The organism is Janthinobacterium sp. Mn2066 (assembly GCF_049319705.1).
Classification (GTDB): domain Bacteria; phylum Pseudomonadota; class Gammaproteobacteria; order Burkholderiales; family Burkholderiaceae_D; genus Janthinobacterium.
In genome coordinates this window covers 292,527-306,846 of record NZ_JBMOUF010000003.1, presented here as the reverse complement: position 1 = coordinate 306,846, position 14,320 = coordinate 292,527, and the positions used below count along the sequence as shown (strand labels likewise).

General features: G+C 60.0%; 13 protein-coding genes. 5 read left to right on the top strand and 8 right to left on the bottom strand.

From position 1 onward, the window contains the following. The first annotated feature begins 61 nt into the window (after nt 1-61). The 3 genes from ACL9RI_RS07685 to ACL9RI_RS07675 all read left to right on the top strand — a co-directional run bounded on the left by ACL9RI_RS07685 (nt 62) and on the right by ACL9RI_RS07675 (nt 3,243). Nucleotides 62-892: an SDR family oxidoreductase gene (locus tag ACL9RI_RS07685; protein WP_422725986.1), complete on the top strand. Its 831-nt coding sequence runs from the start codon at nt 62-64 to the stop codon at nt 890-892. A 101-nt stretch (nt 893-993) separates the two neighbouring features. Then, nucleotides 994-2,586, top strand: a complete 1,593-nt coding sequence (locus ACL9RI_RS07680; protein ID WP_422725985.1) for a carboxylesterase/lipase family protein — start codon at nt 994-996, stop codon at nt 2,584-2,586. Nucleotides 2,587-2,604: 18 nt separating this feature from the next. After that, entirely contained in the window at nt 2,605-3,243 is a 639-nt protein-coding gene (locus ACL9RI_RS07675) for an NAD(P)H-binding protein (RefSeq protein ID WP_422725984.1), read from the top strand. Between the two features lie 7 nt (nt 3,244-3,250). On the opposite strand, the gene ACL9RI_RS07670 is transcribed toward ACL9RI_RS07675, so the two are convergent. Next, a complete protein-coding gene (locus ACL9RI_RS07670; RefSeq protein WP_422726138.1) occupies nt 3,251-4,717 on the bottom strand; it encodes a M48 family metalloprotease in 1,467 nt (488 codons plus the stop codon). Between the two features lie 282 nt (nt 4,718-4,999). On the opposite strand from ACL9RI_RS07670, the gene moaC reads away from it, so the two are divergent. Further along, nucleotides 5,000-5,506 (top strand): cyclic pyranopterin monophosphate synthase MoaC, encoded by a 507-nt coding sequence (moaC, locus tag ACL9RI_RS07665; protein WP_422725983.1) that lies wholly within the window; start codon nt 5,000-5,002, stop codon nt 5,504-5,506. Nucleotides 5,507-5,706: 200 nt separating this feature from the next. Here the strand turns inward: moaC and ACL9RI_RS07660 are convergent, their stop codons facing one another. From ACL9RI_RS07660 to ACL9RI_RS07650, 3 genes are all read right to left on the bottom strand, one after another. Next, the gene (locus tag ACL9RI_RS07660) at nt 5,707-5,889 is read right to left on the bottom strand and encodes a DUF3606 domain-containing protein (protein ID WP_422725982.1); all 183 of its coding nucleotides are present in this window, start codon (nt 5,887-5,889) and stop codon (nt 5,707-5,709) included. A gap of 113 nt (nt 5,890-6,002) precedes the next feature. Further along, complete coding sequence (locus tag ACL9RI_RS07655; RefSeq protein ID WP_422725981.1) at nt 6,003-6,407, bottom strand: type II toxin-antitoxin system RelE/ParE family toxin; 405 nt, start codon at nt 6,405-6,407, stop codon at nt 6,003-6,005. Between the two features lie 181 nt (nt 6,408-6,588). Continuing rightward, nucleotides 6,589-6,963 (bottom strand): DUF6713 family protein, encoded by a 375-nt coding sequence (locus ACL9RI_RS07650; protein ID WP_422725980.1) that lies wholly within the window; start codon nt 6,961-6,963, stop codon nt 6,589-6,591. A 152-nt stretch (nt 6,964-7,115) separates the two neighbouring features. Here ACL9RI_RS07650 and ACL9RI_RS07645 point away from each other — a divergent pair, with 152 nt between their 5' ends. Next, complete coding sequence (locus ACL9RI_RS07645; RefSeq protein ID WP_422725979.1) at nt 7,116-7,832, top strand: flagellar brake protein; 717 nt, start codon at nt 7,116-7,118, stop codon at nt 7,830-7,832. Between the two features lie 18 nt (nt 7,833-7,850). Here the strand turns inward: ACL9RI_RS07645 and ACL9RI_RS07640 are convergent, their stop codons facing one another. From ACL9RI_RS07640 to ACL9RI_RS07625, 4 genes are all read right to left on the bottom strand, one after another. After that, nucleotides 7,851-8,321, bottom strand: a complete 471-nt coding sequence (locus ACL9RI_RS07640; protein WP_422725978.1) for a pilin — start codon at nt 8,319-8,321, stop codon at nt 7,851-7,853. 158 nt (nt 8,322-8,479) lie between these two features. Beyond that, nucleotides 8,480-11,566, bottom strand: a complete 3,087-nt coding sequence (locus ACL9RI_RS07635; RefSeq protein ID WP_422725977.1) for an efflux RND transporter permease subunit — start codon at nt 11,564-11,566, stop codon at nt 8,480-8,482. Next, complete coding sequence (locus ACL9RI_RS07630; RefSeq protein WP_422725976.1) at nt 11,556-12,722, bottom strand: efflux RND transporter periplasmic adaptor subunit; 1,167 nt, start codon at nt 12,720-12,722, stop codon at nt 11,556-11,558. The genes ACL9RI_RS07635 and ACL9RI_RS07630 overlap by 11 nt, the downstream gene beginning before the upstream one ends. Beyond that, entirely contained in the window at nt 12,719-14,035 is a 1,317-nt protein-coding gene (locus ACL9RI_RS07625) for a TolC family protein (RefSeq protein WP_422725975.1), read from the bottom strand. Before ACL9RI_RS07625 ends, ACL9RI_RS07630 begins: the two co-directional genes overlap by 4 nt. Between the last annotated feature and the right edge of the window lie 285 nt (nt 14,036-14,320).

The window sequence follows — 14,320 nt, the reverse complement described above, 5'->3', positions numbered from 1 at the left end:
TAAATAGAATTAAGTTGAGTATCGCCTCAACATATACCAAATCATTGCAAGGGAACGCGAAATGCCCAAGACAATCTTCATCACCGGAGCCTCATCAGGTATCGGCAAAGCTGCTGCGAAACGGTTTGCGGAGCAAGGCTGGAACGTGGTCGCCACACTGCGCAATCCCGCAGACGAGACTGAACTTTGCAACAGCGAACGTCTGCTCGTCACGCGACTGGACGTCCAGGACAAGGCGAGTATCGGTGCTGCCGTGGATGCCGCCGTGGCATGCTTCGGCGGCATTGACGTACTTGTCAACAACGCCGGCTTCAGCCTGTTCGGGGTGTTTGAGGCACTCTCGCCGCAAAAAATCCAGGAACAGTTCGCGGTCAATGTCTTTGGCTTGATGGATGTGACCCGCGCCTTGTTGCCGGTGCTGCGACAACAAGGCGGAGGCACGATTATTAACGTCAGTTCCAGCGGCGGCGTTATCACCGTCCCCCTGATGTCAATGTACCACGCCACCAAGTTCGCGGTCGAGGGCTTCTCAGAATCACTGTCCTATGAACTAGCGTCGCAAAACATTTCCGTCAAACTGATTGAACCGGGCGCGGTCCGCACGCAATTCGGAGCCCGTATGTTCTCCGAATTTGCCCACGATCCATCCCTGGCATCCTATGACTTCTACATCGAAAAAATCAAGGCACTCTATGCAGGGATGCTCACCGGCGACACTAGCAGCGCTGAACAAGTCGCCGACGTGATCTTCGGCGCCGCAACCGACCGGTCGGCCCGGCTTCGCTACGTCATCGGAGAAGACATCGCCAAACTGGTAAGGACACGCCGCGAAATGGGTGAAGAGAGCTACCTTGCACTGATGCGCGAGCAATTTCTGAGCAGTGGCGCGTAACAGGCTAGCAACTCATGTGCACTCCGGCATCTAGCGGCCGCATTACCCCACCTTTCCATGCCTGTGAATCAGGCCCTACATTACGAACTGAAGGCACAGGCATGCTGACGAACGAACTGACACTACCCGACGGCCCCCTGCGCGGACTTGTACGTGATCAAGCAGGCGTACTGGCTTACCTCGGCATTCCCTACGCCGCCCCGCCAGTGGGAGAACTCCGATGGCGACCGCCGCAGGCAGTCTCACCATGGCAGGATAGACGCGACGCCACGCATATTGGCAATCCCTGCTTCGGCTCGCCGATGCCGATGAAGATATTGCGCCAGTGGACCCGTCATGCCAGTGAGGATTGCCTCACGCTCAACGTCTGGACACAGGCTGAGAGCGCCTCCGAACGCCGGCCTGTGATTGTGTGGATACATGGCGGCGGCTTCGAGTTCGGCGCGGCCACGTTCTTTGGATGCGAAGGCAACAACCTCGCCGCGCAGGGGCCGGTGGTGGTCGGAATGAATTACCGCCTGGGGGTATTCGGTTTCCTCGCGCATCCCGAACTTGACGAGGAAGGTCCAGCATCAGGCAACTTCGGCCTGCAGGACATGATCAAGGCTCTGCAATGGGTCCAGCAGAATATCGCCTGCTTTGGCGGAGACCCTGACAAGGTCACTATTCTCGGCGAATCCGCAGGAGCGCACGCGGTCGGCATGCTGATGGCTTCACCGCTGTCGCACGGCCTGTTCCAGCGGGCCATAGGTCAGAGCGGCGCCTACTGGGACTGCATGTTCGGGGCGATGAACACCAAGGCAGAGGCGCTCGCTCGAGGGCAGGCATTGCCAGCGCGTCTGGGGGTACGCACCATCGCTGAACTACGGGCCATTCCGGGCAAGCGCCTCAATCGCGCTACTGCCTGGAATTTCTTGCTGAATCCACACAATAGCGCCTTCTCTCCCCATGTCGATGGCCATGTGCTGCCCTGCGCGCCGGGAACAACCTTTGAGCGCGGCCTGCAGGCCGACGTACCCCTGCTGGCGGGGTGGTGCCGTGATGAGTATGCGTTTTTCATGACCCACGCCATTCCACATCGCACGCCTGCGGCTTTCAAGGCGGCGGCAGCAGCCTGGTTTGGGGCGGATCGACTGATGGATTTCCTGGCAGCATATCCGGCGGGCACAAAGGCAGAAACCCGGCATTCTGCCGAGTTGCTAGTAGGTGATCTGGCAATTAGCCAGCAGACCTGGACATGGCTGGGCGCACATCGCCGCACTGCTGGCGCCAAAGTCTTCGCCTATCAATATCAACACGCCTCGAACTATTCTCCACGCCCCGTGCACGGGGCCGATCTGGCTTTCGTGTTTGGCACGCTGGATCAGTCCTACACCGCCTCTAAGGGACCTGCAGACGAGATAGACAAGTCACTCTCCGGGCTAATGATGCGCTATTGGGCCAACTTCGCATACAGCGGCGACCCGAATGGTCCCGGCCTGCCCATATGGCCGGTCTATGAAGGAGCCGGCTCGCACGTAATGCGCTTCGCTGCAAACTCTGCCGCATCACCCGAAGACGGTACGGAACGCTTCCGCTTCATTAACTCCTTCCGTCAGGATGGCTTGTTTCCCAGCAATTGGCGACAAGTGAAACCCGCCTTACCAGCCTGGTTTGCCCACTGGCTGGCGAAACTGATCCTCAAGTTTTACTAAGTACCTATCCTGGACCATATGATTATTTTACTTCTTGGAGCAACCGGACTTGTTGGTAGGCATGTACTTGAACAAGCATTGGCCGATGACCGTATTACACGGCTTGTTGCTCCCACGCGCCGCGCCTTGCGGCAACACCCAAAACTGCTCAATCCAACTGCCTCCCGGCTTGAGGAACTCACGCACATAACGGCGATCACGTCCGTGGACGCAGTGATCTGTGCAATAGGCACACGCATCAGTAACGCCGGCTCACAAACCCATTTCCGGCAGGTGGAATATGCGCTGCCGATTGAATTTGCGAAAGCTGCCCATGAAGGTGGCGCGCATGCGCTTGCCTTGGTATCGGCCCCTGGCGCGTCAGTTTCTGCGCCATTCTTTTTTAGCCGTACAAAGGGTGAACTTGAGCGTGATATTCAGCACATAGGATTTGACTCCGTCACGATCATCCGCCCGGGAATGATAAGTGGTGATCGAGAGGAATTTCGCCTTGCAGAGCGTATCGTGCTGCCGATCGCATCATTTTTAAAACCGCTGTTGCCGCGCGGGCTATGGATTAATCCTGCCACGAATATCGCCCATGTCCTGATCGCTGCAGTCATGGATCGCCGTCCAGGCCTCACCATGCTGAGTTCGCGCGACCTGGTAGAAGTATGATACGTGTCTATTTCTGGTCCTTGATTTGCTCTCTGCGTTTATCCTGCAATTCCCGTTCGCGCGCATCGATCACGGCCTGGTCATAAAAGGTGGCGTCGGTGGATTTGCGGGCGATCGTCAACTGGTCCAGCGCCGCCATGGTGGCGCCCTGCAACACATACGATTCGGCCAGGGCCATATGCTGCAAGGTCATCTTGCCCTGGCCAGCATAGGCTTTCGCCAGCAAGTCATACAGTGCCGGCTCTTCCCGGTATAGCTGCACCTGGTCGCGCAGATACAGGATTGCCTGCTCCAGCTTGCCTGCGGCGATCTGCGCTTCCGCATACTGGTAGGCAATGCCGCGCGACAGGGGAAACTTCTGGCGCGCCACGTCGGCCTCCTGCATGGCCTGCTCCGCCACTTCCGGCTTTTGTCCTGGCATCAACAACACTTCCAGCGCCATCGCCGCCAGCAGGGAATTGGGCGGCTGCGTGCCGGCCGAGGTAAACACATTGGACGCGGCCGGCTTGTACAGAGCCGCATTGGCTGCGTCGAGTTCAGCCTGGGCTTCGGCTACCTTGCCCTGCTTGATGGCCACGAACGCCAGTCCATAATGGGCGGCCGTCAGCTGGAAGCGGCTTTGCAGCTCCAGCTGGGTCTTGAAATAGGCTTGCGCATTGAGCAGCCCCTGCATGCTTTCATCCTGCAGCACGCGCGCCCGCGCACGCGCCAGGTGAAAATTCAGGCTGTCCGGCCGCTGTTTATAAGGCTGTTCGCGGATACGCGCCTGGATGTCGGCGATCCGCTCCGTCGTCAGCGGATGGGTTTGCAAATAGGCAGGTACCAGGTCGCTATAGGAACGGCTGGCCGCCTGCATGCGGCCGAAAAACGCCACCATGCCGGTGGTGTCAAAACCGGCTTCGCCCATGATCTGGAAACCGATGCGGTCGGCCTCGCGTTCGGCATCGCGGCCAAAGTTGAGCTGGCGCTGTATCATCAGGCCCTGCCCTGCGGCAAACACGCCGATGGCCGCATCGCCGCCCGCGCGCGACGCCAGCGCCGCCAGCAAGATCGCCGCCAGCGGCATCAGGGCATCCTGGCGCTGCTGGCCCAGCATGCGCGCAATGTGCCGTTGGGCAACGTGGCCGATTTCATGCGACAGCACGGAGGCCAGTTCCGCCTCGCTTTGCGCAGCCAGCAACAGCGCCGAGTGCACGCCGATAAAGCCGCCAGGCAAGGCGAACGCATTCAATTGCGGATCGCGGACGACAAAGAAATAATAATCGTAACTGGTCTCGCCCCGCACGCTGGGGCGCGCCGCCACCAGCGCATTGCCGAAGGTGTTCATGTATTCGAGCAGGGGCGCATCGTCGAGATAATCGCGGTCGCCGCGCAAGTCGCGCATGATCTCTTCGCCAAGCTTGCGTTCCATCGCCGGCGACAGGTCTTCGCGTGAAGTATCGCCCAGATTGGGCAGATTCGGCGCCGGCGGCACGGCCAATGGCGTCCAGCTGCTGGCCGGTTTGACGGGCGCAGTGGTGGGCGCATCTGCATGGACCGGCGGTGCGGCCAGCAGCGCCGCCAGTAGCGGCGCCAGCGCGCGCGCGCGCAGGCGGAAAGAAGGCGATGCCGTACCGGCGTTTCCAGGGCTGGGAGTATGGGTGGGTTTTGATTTCACGGGTGATATGATACCTCGTAAGCGCAGCTATTCCGCTAAAGCAAACGACTAAGACGCCTGCCTGGCCCCCTGCCCCCTCTTATTACCCTGAGCAAACCCATGACCACATCCGACAAGCAAGCCCCCGCCGGGGAACTGAGCCACTTCGACGCCGCCGGCCAGGCCCATATGGTTGACGTGGGCGGCAAGCAAGACACGCGCCGCAGCGCCGTGGCCGCCGGCACCATCCGCATGCAGCCCGCCACCCTGGCCCTGATCGTTTCCGGCAATGCCAAGAAAGGCGACGTACTGGGCATCGCCCGCATCGCCGCCATCATGGCCGCCAAGCGCACCAGCGACCTGATCCCCCTGTGCCACCCGCTGGCATTGACGCGCGTCACGGTCGACTTTGAAGTGGATCAAGCCGCCAACAGCGTCCACTGCCGCGCCCAGGTCGATACGACCGGCAAGACCGGCGTGGAAATGGAAGCGCTGACCTCCGTGCAAATCGGCCTCTTGACCATCTACGACATGTGCAAGGCCGTCGACCGGGGCATGGTCATGACCAATGTGCGCGTGCTGGAAAAGCATGGCGGGAAAAGCGGGGATTGGACGGCGGCGGTGTGAGCCTCATCCTATCTGATACCACTTTAAAGTCAGTAAAACTTTCCTAATGTCTAACATGACTACTTACACCTATTCGATTTTTAATTCCAATATTTTTATTTTTTGAAATTTTCGCAAAATCAGAATAAGGACAATAAATTATAAAAGCTATTAAATTCCATTTAAATGACCACGCAAATTAATTGCGTGGTCAGCGACTTTTAACCTTTGTAGCCGAGATGCTTCGCAACGGCGCTAGCGTTCACACCTACAGCTTTAACAGCTTGGCTTAGCTTTTCCTTTGTTACACCGAATTTCTTGCTCCAGTATGTCAATTCCCAATCTTCATGGATATTAATCTTTGATGCGTCTTGTGGGCCTCGCTTAGTCAGATCATCAGACATATTAATTTTCCTTTTCGGTTATGGACGAAGAATTTACTCACCTACGCACTTATGTGCAATACCGTACATTGCATCGACTACCAAGAATACAAGGGGGAATTTTTCACGGTACATTAATAATTAACTGAACCGCTGTAAAATTTATCGAAAGCAGCCTGCAACATAACAGTCGAGATAGTACGACATTCGAATTCAAACATCGAGCAGTCGTCGGCGCAATACGGCCTCAAGATCACGGCTGGTGCGACACACAAGATGGATGTATCAGGTTCATTGCCGCCGCGCTCAAAGATGATACGGTTCTGACCAGCAAGCAGTTGACGGTACCGGGGCAGATGGCGTTCTTCGAATTCCTTCACATAACTGCCTTGGTGCTTCGGCCACTTTGTGAGCGTTGCCACTTCCTCTCGAATTTCTTGCGTAAGCTGGATCGCAAACTGAAGAGACTGCGTATCTTTCCAGAATTCACAGCTATCCAGCAAATCTCTTTGGGCGGCATCCGTCCAGACGATCTTCATCGTGTTTTGAGCGTGATGGCCACAGGGTCATGCTTCCGGTGAACCTGCTTCACCACATCGCTGGTGTTCGTCTTCAAGTAGCTGATGGGTTGAAGTTTGAAAAATTTCATTCCGCTCTCCATCCAGTGGATACGGGTACCTTCGCAGCACTCGACTAAATTCAAAGCCAAATTTAGTACCATCAATCCTTGATTGCGATTATCTTCTGACGCCGCAGATCATTCAGCAAGCACCCGCCACCCACCAGGCACAGCACGATAATCGCCATCGACAGCGGCAAATGAAATTGCTCGCGGCCCGCCATGGCAAAGCCGGCGTGGATGGCGAAGGTGGCAATGCCGAGTGCCGCGCAGCAGCCGGCGTAAAAACGCGCTTGCGCAGTGGCCAGCAGCACATGGCAGTAGCCAGCCAGCACCAGGGCGATGGCGGCCAGGTTAAACTCCAGAAAGCCTTGCACGCCACCCGGCAAATAAAACATGTGCCACTCTTGCCAGTAGGCGGCATCGATCTGATGCAGGATCAGGAACAGCAGGGTCCAGAAGTAGCTACGCGTCATCGTCTTCATCCATCTTGTTCAAGCCACAATTTTGACATATATGCAAAGTCGGCAGGCTTTCTCATGACGAATAACAATTTCTTTGATGTAAATGCTTTTTCACTAAGAATCATGCATACTGCCTTGTTCAATGACATCGGGATGAGCTCTGCATGACAAGCAACAACGCCGCCGTGGAAACCAAGCTCCAGGAGTTTGAATTTGAAGCGATGAATCTGCAGGTAGGCGGGCGCATCCAGTTTATTACGCACCGCACCATCAAGCCTGTCCAGCATTTCTCGACCCTGATCGGTTACGTCAAAGATGAGTATTTGATCGTCAAGATTCCCATGGATAACGGCGGCCCCATCGTGCTCAACGAGGGCGACAAGCTGACCATCCGCGTGTTTTCCGGCGTCACCGTCTGCTCGTTTTCCTGCAGCGTGCTGCGCATCTTCGGCCGGCCCCTCAATTATGTGCACCTGAGCTTCCCCGATGCGATACAGGGCACCAGCCTGCGCACGGCCATGCGCGTGAAGGTGGAGATCCCTGCGCAACTGAGTTATGCGGACGTGCCCGCCATCTCCGTCTTCATCATCAATCTCAGCGTGTCCGGCGCGCTGATCGAGTCGCCAACCATGCTCACGCCGGGCGAAGATGGCGTGATGCTGAGCTTTACCTTGCTGGCGCCGCCGAACCGCCACCAGATGCGCCTCGATACGCGCGCGCGCATCCAGAATGTGAACATGAACAAGGCTACGGTCGGCAACGAACAGCGCGACAGCTATACCTATGGCCTGCAATTCATCGACCTGGAACCGACCCACTACACCCTGCTGCAAAACCTGACTTATGAAGCGCTGATCGTGGACAGGCAAAAAATCGTCTGAGGCCAATGCAGCAAGCCGTCACAGCGAGGCAGACCTTTCCGGAATATTGTTCTTGGTAATCGCTGCCATTGCCGCTGGATTCGTCACGGTGGTTTTGTTGAACCAGGTCAAGCTGCTGGGCCCAGGCCTCATCTCCATGGTCACCGTCTTGCCGCCGATATCCTTGCCCAAGTCATTGGCCAGGACCAGCTCGATATTACCAGCAGTCACCTTGGCGCTGGCCACTTCATGCGTGGGACTGAAGAGCGGTATCTCGCTGGGAGCGCCATCGACTGGCGTGCTGCAGGCAGCCGCTTCGCCGCCATTTTCCTGCACGCACAGGGCAACGGCTGTTTTCAGCGGGGCGGCGGCGGCCAGCACATTGCTGACCTTGGCGCGCATGGTGTAATCGCTATATTGGGGAATCGCCACGGCCGCCAGGATGCCGGCGATGGCGACGACGATCATCAGTTCGATCAGGGTAAAGCCAGCTTGCAGACGTGTACGCATTATTGCCTCCATATCGTTGGTGTGCGATAGGGGCAGTCATGCAAGCGCTGTGCCAGTGAACGTCCTGCCGCCACGCCCGGGCGGCGGCAGGTGTTCTACGCTTCAGGCAAGAGAAGCGACATTTTTTGTCAGACGGTGACCGGCGCCGTCCTACCGGGTCAGGCTGCGTCCGGTACTTTCTTTTCAGCAAAATACGGATAGGCCAGCGGCAACAGCAGCAAGGTAAAGAAGGTGGCCGACACGATGCCGCCCACGATCACCACGGCGAACGGACGCTGGGTTTCCGAACCGATGCCGTGCGACAAGGCCGCTGGCAGCAAGCCCAGGCCAGCCATCAGCGCCGTCATCAGGATCGGACGCAAGCGCGCCACGGCGCCGGCGATGGCGCTTTCCACGGCGCTGCCGTTGCTCTTGGCAATTTCAATGATCTGCTCGACCATGATCACGCCATTCTGTACCGAAATACCGGCCACGGCGATAAAGCCGACGGCCGCCGAGACGGAGAAATGCAGGCCGACCAGGCCCAGGCCCAGAATGCCGCCGATCAGGGTAAATGGCACGATGGACAGGATCAGCATGGCCTTGCGCACCGAACGGAAAGCCCAGAACAGCAGGGAGAAGATCAGCAGCGCCGTGATCGGCACGATCACTTCCAGGCGCTTTACGGCCCGTTGCTGGTTTTCAAACTGGCCGCCCCAGGTAATGTTATAACCAGGCGGCAAATGCACCAGGCGCGCCACTTTTTCTTGCGCTTCCGCAACGAAACTGCCCTGGTCGCGGCCCAGCAGGTTGGCCTTGACGGAGGCATTGCGGCCACCGGCTTCGCGGCTGATGCGGGCCGCGCCCTGGCGCACTTCGATGCGCGCCAGCTCGGACAAGGCCACCGTACCCGCGCCGCCCGGCAAATTGATTTGCAAGGCGCCAATCGCGTCGACGGAATCGCGCGCTGCTTCCTGCAGGCGCACGGTGATGTCGTAACGCTGGTCGCCCACGAAATACGCGTTGACGGCATTGCCGGCCAGCGCCGTTTGCACGGCCGTGTTGACGTCGGCCACGTTGACGCCCAGGCGGGCGATGCGCTCGCGGTCGATCACGATGTCGAGTTCGCTCTGGCCTCCGATTTTCACCGCTTCCACGTCGGCCGCGCCGGCGATGCCATTCAGGATGCCGGCGATCTGTTCGCTTTTCTGCGTCAGCACGTCCAGGTCGGGGCCATAGATTTTGACGGCGATCTCGCCTTTGACGCCGGACAAGGCTTCTTCCACATTGTCTTCGATGACTTGCGAAAAGTTGGTCGGCACACCGGGCAAGCTGCGGATCTTGGCCGACATGTCGGCCACCAGCGCCTCCTTGCCGTCAAAGCGCCAGGTAGCGCGCGGTTTCAGGTCGGCCAGGATTTCCATATTGTTGCTGCCCTTGGGATCAGTGCCATCGTCGGGCCGGCCGACGTGCGAAATCACATTGCCCACTTCCGGGTACGACATGATGATGGAACGCACTTTCTGCTCCACTTCGCGCGTCTTTTCCAGCGAGCTGGAGGTCGGCAGGCTGATCGTCAGCCACAGGTTGCCTTCGTCGAGCTTGGGCAGGAATTCACTGCCCAGCAAGGGCGCCAGCGCCAGCGTGACCACCAGCACCAGCGCCGAGGCCAGCATCACGGGAATGCGGCGGCGCTGGGCCGACGCCAGCACGCGGCCATAACTATCCTGGATACGCTGCAGCCAGGTGCTGTGCTTTTCCGCCATCGGATAGCGGCGCATGGTCCAGGCCAGCAAGGTCGGGATCAGGGTCATGGTCAGGATGATGGCGCCCAGCATGGCAAAGCTCAGCGTAAAAGCTACCGGCGAGAAAATCTTGCCCTCCACCCGCTGGAACGTGTAGATGGGAATAAACGCGACGATGATGATGGCCTTGGCGAACAGAATCGGATGGCCCAGTTCCACCACCGTCTGCTTCAGGGTCCGCTCGCGCAGCGAAAAATCGAGCCGCCCCGGTTCGCCCAGCAGCGCCAGGCGCACCAGCAAGGCTTCCACCAGTACCACCGCGCTATCGATGATGATGCCGAAGTCGACCGCCCCCAGCGAAATCAGGTTGGCGGGAATGCCGCGCGCGTCGAGCATGATGAAGGCGAACAGCAGCGACAGGGGAATCACGGCCGCCACGATCAGGGCGGCGCGCCAGTTGCCCAGGAAAATGATCAGGATGGCGATCACCAGCGCGGCGCCCACCAGCAGGTTTTCCGCCACCGTGTGCACGGTATGGCCGATCAGTTCCGTGCGGTCATAAATCGTGCGCAGGTGCACGCCTTTCGGCAGGCGCGCATCGAGGCCGCTTATCGCCAGCTTGACGTCGGCCACCACCTTGGCGGCATTGCTGCCCTTGCTCATCTGCACGATGCCTTCCACCACGCTATCCTGGTGGTTGAACGCCACCACGCCGGAGCGGGGACGGTAGCCGATTTTCACGTCGGCCAGATCGGACACCAGCACCGTGCGGCCACCCTTGGCGCTGACAATCACGCGGCCGATATCGTCGATGCTGTTGAAGATGCCGATGCCGCGCACCACCAGCGCTTCATCGCCGCGGCGCACCAGGCCGCCGCCCACGTTGGCGCTGTTATTCGTCAAGGCCGTGCTGACCTGGTCGATGGTGACGCCGTAACGCTGCAGGGCAGCCGGGTCGACCTGCACCTGGTATTCCTTGACGGTGCCGCCAAAGCTGACCACGTCGGCCACGCCAGGCACGATGCGCAGCGCCGGACGGATCACCCAGTCCTGCAGGGCGCGGATTTCATTGGCGTCCATGCCCGGCGGCGCTTCGATCACGTAGCGGAAGATTTCACCGACGGCGGTCGACAGCGGCGCCAGGCTGGCTTGCACGCCCGTCGGTAAATTGACATTCTGCAGTTTTTCCAGCACTTGCTGGCGTGCAAAATAATCATCCGTGCCATCGGCAAACGTCAATGTCACGACCGACAAGCCGGTGATCGTCACGGAGCGCAGCTGCGTCTGCTGCGGCACGCCGCTCATTTCGCGTTCGATCGGCAAGGTCACGTTGCGTTCCACCTCTTCCGGCGCCTGGCCGGGGAACTGGGTGACGATCTGCACCTGCACGTCTTGCACGTCGGGAAATGCTTCGATGGGCAGGTTGCTCAGCGCCCGATAACCGAACACGCCCAGCGCCACCGTCAGAATCAGGACGAAAACGCGTTGCGCCAGGACAAAATCGATCAGCTTAGTGAGCATTGCTGTCTACCTCGGCGTTCAGCAAAAAGGCGCCTTCGGTGACCACTCTTTCACCGGCGGCTACGCCCGCATCGACAAAGCTGCTGTCGCGGCCCTTGATGCGCACATTGACGCGGCGTTTTTCAAACGTGCCCGGCTGCTTTTCCACGAAGGCATAGCTGTACACGCCTTCGGCAAACAGGCTGGTATTGGGCAATTCCACGGCCAGGCTGGCGCCATCGCCGGCCAGGAAGGAAGCGCGGGCAAACATTTCCGGCTTTAACTGGCCATCGGCATTGTCCAGCGTGCAACGCACCTGGATGCGGCGCGTCAGGGGATCGAGCACGGGCGCGATATGCGCGACCTTGGCGCTGAAGCGGCGGCCCGGATAGGCATCCGTTGCGATGCTGACCAGCTGGCCTTCATGCACGCTGGCAACTGCACTTTCCGGCACGTCGACCAGCACCCACAAATGGCGCAGATCGCTGATGACGAACAGCGGGTTGGGCGCATCGGGACGCACTTCCTGGCCCGGATTGATTTGCCGGTCGGCAATGACGCCAGCCAGCGGCGCGCGCAAGGCATAACGGCCATTGTCGCTGCCAGCCGCATTCAGGTTCTGCATGCGCAGGGCGGCGCGGCGCGTTTCCGCATGGGCTTGCTGGAAGTCGGCATCGGCCGATTCATAATCCTTGCGCGCCAGCACTTCGCCCTTGAACAGGGTCTCGGCGCGCTGGAAGGCCAGGTGCTTGCGCAGTTCATCGGCCTGGGCCTTGCGCCAGTCCGCTTCGGCGCTGGCCAGGTCCGGCGAATCGAGGTCGGCCAGCAGGGCGCCCCGTGCCACCTTGTCGCCGCTGTCGGCATGCAGGGCCAGCACGCGGCCCAGCACGGGCGAGCTGACCCGCGTGGTGACGTTTTCATCGTAGGCGATGCGGCCATTCAGGGCGGCGCTGGCCGGCAGCGGCACGGCGCTCACGGCGGCAATTTTCAGGGTAGCCAACTGCGGTGCATTGGGCGCGAAATGCAATACGCCGGGCGTCGCAGCGGCGGCCTTGGCGGCACTGGGGCTGGCCTGGGATGCCGCATGGGCACGCTGCGCATACTGGACGCCGGCGACGGCGCCGCCGCACAGCAAGACAAACAGGGAACCATAGGTCAAGGTGCTGCGCGATATCATGGTGTCGTACTTTCAAAGGAATCGGTGCGGAGGGAGGCTTGCCAGGCGGCCAGGGCCTTGGCGTAATCGCTGCGGGCGGCCAGCGCGTCGAGCTGCACGGCGCGGTAATTGCGCCGCACGTCGAGCACATCGGCAATCGCCATGGCGCCATGCTGATAAGCAAATTCAGCGGACTGGGCCGACTTTTTGGCTGCCGGCAACAAGCTGTCGTCGATACGCTGCACCCGTTCGCCATCGCTGCGTAGGTCGAGTTCCGTGCGGCTCAGTTCGGCGCGCGCCTGGCGCCGTGCCTGCTCCAGGTTTTCCTGCGCGGTATCGAGCGCCACCTGCGCGCTGCGGATCTCGCCGTCGTATTGATAACGCACAAACAGCGGCACTTGCAGCGAGATGCCGAAACTGTTGCCGCTGCCCTGCGGGTTGCTCGGGCTGACCGGGTAATGTTCCGCCTGCACGCCGACGGATACGTCACGCGTGCGCGCCGCCAGCGCCAGTTTGTGCGCCGACAAGGCCGCCGCCACTCTCGCCTGGGCCGCCATCACGTCGGGACGCTTTGCGATAGCCTCGTCGCTGGACAGACTGGCATCATCTTCTTTCGAAAAAGCACCAACGGCAACCGGTGCCGGCCAGCCATCGGCCAGCGGCAATTGCGCCTCACGTGGGGTCAAACCTGTCAGCAAGGCCAGCGCCTGGCGCGCGTGGGCCACATCGCTGCGGGCTTGCACTGCATCGTTGGCCGCGCGCAGCGCCTCCACCTCCAGCCGCGCCACGTCGGCCGGCGAGATATCGCCTGCCTGGCGCTGTTTTTGCGCAGCATCAACACTGTGCTGGTACAGCTGCGCCGTCTCGGCCAGGATGGCCTGGCGCTGCACGGCCGCCAGTACATCGTAATACGCCTGGCTGACGGCAATGCGCAACTGGCGCCGCGTTTCGCGTACATCTGCCCGCGCGCCCTCTTCCTGGTGCAGGGCGCCCTCGCGGCGCAGCTCGCGCTTGCCGCCCCGCTCAAGCAGCTGGTCGATGCGCACGGTGCTGTCGACCGTCTTGCTGCGCAGGCTGCCCGCGCCTATGCCCGCGCCGGGATTGATATTGGCCGTCTGTATGGTCAGCATGGGATTGGGCGCGGCGCTGGCGGAAATCACATCGGCGCCCGCGCCTTCCAGCGCCAGGCTGGACAACCGCACATCGTGATTGCGGGCCAGCGCCAGGCGCTGCAGCGCGTCCAGCGGCAGGCTGTCCGTCAGGCCCGCGTCGGCGTGCACCATGGGAGTAAAGCACAGCGGCATCAGCACGGCCAGCTGGCGTAGGTGTTTCATGGAAATAGACATGCGCTCAAGAATGATAGGCAACAAGGTTGACATGCGCAGCGACTGACCGCGCGCAATCGGCGGAATACCATCTCCCCGTGTTGCGGAGCACGTGCCCGGATTTGAGCAGTGAGGACCCACTAACGGCCCACGATAGGAATTACCGTTGAAATGATAGGCCGCAGCGCTGGTAAACGGTGTTACAAGTTGGCAATGTCATACGTCTGTCATCAAACGCGCCGGGAAGGGAGGAAGAACAAATACGATGGGCGTAAAAAAAGGAGCCGAAGCTCC